Genomic DNA, 2885 nt, shown 5'->3' on the forward strand with positions numbered 1-2885 from the left:
GCTGGGTCGAGCGGTAATTGCGGTCGAGCGTGACGATTTGCGCCGGCGGCGAGAAGCGCGCCGGAAAATCGAGAATATTGCGCACATCGGCGGCGCGGAAGGAATAGATCGACTGGGCGTCGTCGCCTACCACCGTTAGGCCGCGTCCGTCCGGCTTCAGCCCGGTCAGGATCGAGGCCTGCAGGCGGTTGGTGTCCTGATATTCATCGACCAGAATATGATCGAAGCGCTCGCCCATTTCGGCGGCGAGCGACGGCTCCGCCGCCATCCGCGCCCAATAAAGCAGCAGATCGTCATAATCGAGCACGTTCTGCGCCTGTTTGGCCTCGACATAAGCCGCGAACAGGCTTCGCAATTGCGCGCTCCAGCCGGCGCACCAGGGAAACTGGCGGCTGAGAACCTCGTCCAGCTCCTGTTCGGAATTGACCGCGCGGGAATAGATCGCGAGGCAGGCCGCCTTGGCCGGGAAACGTTTGTCGGTCTTGGAGAAGCCGAGATCGTGGCGGGCGAGATTGATGAGATCGGCGCTGTCCTCGCGGTCGTGGATGGTGAAATCCGGCGTGAGGCCGATGACGGGGGCATATTCGCGCAACAGCCGCGCGCCCATGGCGTGAAAGGTGCCGGCCCAGCCCAGGGCCTCGGCGAGCGTCCCGCCCTTGGCGCCGAGCGCCTCGGCGCAGATGCGCCGGACGCGGCCGCACATGTCCGCGGCGGCGCGGCGGGAAAAGGTCATCAGCAGGATGCGGCGCGGATCGGCGCCCGAGGCGATCAGATGGGCGACGCGATGCGCCAAAGTATTGGTCTTGCCCGAGCCTGCGCCTGCAATGATGAGCAGGGGCCCGCCCGGCGCGGCGCCGCCGACGCCGTAAACGGCGGCGTGGCGTTGCTGGTCGTTGAGTTTGCCGAGAAAAGCGGCGGCGCTCACCCTTGCTCCCATCCTGCGAATCAGGTCGCGTTCGACCGAACATAATACGAACAGGAGGGAGCGGAAAGCGACGCGCGGACGCCGTCGCCGGAACGGGCCGGCGGCGGCGCGGGAGGAGCCTCAATAGCCGTGGCGGCGATTGACGCGGCGGGCGGTGCGGCGGGTCGAGCGATGCGCGACGCCGGCTGCGGTCACGGTCTTGGTGGGCTGGACGCCGACGACGGCGTCGTCGTGCGAGACGCGGATCGGCATGGCGGAAACGGGTTCCGCGAGCAAGGCGAGAGCGCCGAGGACGAAAAGGATTTTCTTCATCATGAGTCTCCTCTCTCGGCCGCTGGAAGCGGCCAGGCTGATCTAATCGCCTTTCCCGGCGCCGCGGCAACTGCGGCTATGACGGATGGGTTCGGCGACGCAAAGCGGCCAATTTCTTGCTTGCCCACGAGAGGAGGCTTCGGGCGGCGGTCGGACGATGAGCGAGCAAACCTGCATCTTGGTTCTGGGCATGGGGCCTTTGGCCTCGGCGGCGGCGCGTCTTTTGTTTCTCGCCGGCTATTCCGTGGCCTTGCATCAGGCCGAAGACCCGAAAATCCTCCGTCGCAAGATGTCCTTCGCCGACGCCTGGGCCGGCGGCGTCGCCTGCCTCGACGGCGTCGAGGCGCGCTGCGCGCGTCGCGAGCGGGAGTTTTTGGCGGGTTTGCGCCAAAAAGGCTTCATTCCCGTCCTGACCCGTCCCATTGCGGGAGCGGTCGAACGCTGGCCCTGGGACGTGATCGTCGATGGCGGCCGTGAAAGCGGCGCGCGCGGCGAAGAGGATCTGTTCGAGGCGCCGTTCCGGATCGGCCTCGGGGCCGGCCCCCGCGCGGGCGAGGATTGCGATCTCGTCGTCGCCACCGACGGTCTCGATCCGGGCGCGGTGATCCGCGCGGGCGGCGCGCCCGCTTTCCGCCCGCGCGCCGAATGGGGCTTCCATCAGGCCGGCCTGGCCCATGCGCCGCATGCGGGGCGGTTCCGCGCCGAACGCGAAATCGGCGTCCTGGTCGCGCGGGGCGACATTCTCGGCCATATCGGCGACACGCCCATTGTCGCGCCGCGCGCGGGACGCCTGATCGGCCTGCGGCGGCCGGGCGCGGCGGTCGCCGAGGGCGAGACGCTGGCGGATGTCGCGCTCGATTCCCTGACGCCGTTTTCCGGCGTCGACCGGACCGAACAGGCGATCGCCCGGGCGGTCCTGCTCGCCGTCCAGATGGAGCTGAACGGCTGGGAGCAGGTCGAATTGAAGGGCTTGGTCTGACGGGGACGGCGCCTTATTTCGCGCCGGTGAACAAGGGGACGAAAAAGTCGCTCACGCCGATCAGCACGAACTGGACGCCGATACAGATCAGCAGGAAGCCGAAAATGCGGGTCAGCGCGTCGATGCCGGTTGGGCCGAGGAAGCGGACCAGGAAAATCGCGCCGCGCAGCACCAGCCAAGCGGTGAACGCCGTCAGGGCGATGCCGATCAGCACAATGATATTGCCGATGAACATCTTGTCGTCGGGGATTTGCGCCGAGGTCGCGAGCACGACGGAGATCGAGCCGGGGCCGCTCAGCGAGGGCATGGCGAGCGGGGAAAAGGCGATGTCCGTCTGGGCCGTGACCTTTTCGTCGTTCGGGGCGCTCGACGGGAAGACCATGCGGAAGCCCAGGGTCGACACCATCAGGCCGCCGGCGATGCGGATGCCGGGCAGGGAAATGCCGAAAAAGCTGATGATGAACCGGCCGGCGATCAGGAAGGTCGCCAGAATGCAGAAAGCGTAGAGACAGCCGAGCAGGGTCTGGCGGTTGCGCTCGTGCCGCGTCATGCCGGCGGTGAGAGCGATGAGCAGCGGCGCCGTGCTGAACGGATTCATGATCGGCAGCAGGCCGGCGAAGACCAGCAGCACGAGCTCGGCAAATCGGAAAGCGGTCATGAGGCTCCCTG

At 67.2% G+C, this 2885-nt stretch carries 4 protein-coding genes; 1 reads left to right on the forward strand and 3 read right to left on the reverse strand.

The window, feature by feature from the left end; translation table 11 throughout:
• The coding region (locus ACE3S9_RS17790) for an ATP-dependent helicase (protein WP_374547814.1) at window positions 1-925 on the reverse strand (925 nt) is incomplete at its 3' end.
• A gap of 120 nt (window positions 926-1045) precedes the next feature.
• A complete protein-coding gene (locus ACE3S9_RS17795) occupies window positions 1046-1237 on the reverse strand; it encodes a hypothetical protein (RefSeq protein WP_374547815.1) in 192 nt (63 codons plus the stop codon).
• A 157-nt stretch (window positions 1238-1394) separates the two neighbouring features.
• On the opposite strand from ACE3S9_RS17795, the gene ACE3S9_RS17800 reads away from it, so the two are divergent.
• Window positions 1395-2216, forward strand: a complete 822-nt coding sequence (locus ACE3S9_RS17800) for a hypothetical protein (protein ID WP_374547816.1) — start codon at window positions 1395-1397, stop codon at window positions 2214-2216.
• A 13-nt stretch (window positions 2217-2229) separates the two neighbouring features.
• Here ACE3S9_RS17800 and ACE3S9_RS17805 read toward each other — a convergent pair.
• Window positions 2230-2885: MarC family NAAT transporter (locus tag ACE3S9_RS17805; RefSeq protein WP_374547817.1), on the reverse strand; the 656-nt coding region annotated here is incomplete at its 5' end.

It is taken from the genome of Rhodoblastus sp., assembly GCF_041915505.1.
Taxonomy (GTDB): Bacteria; Pseudomonadota; Alphaproteobacteria; order Rhizobiales; family Beijerinckiaceae; genus Rhodoblastus.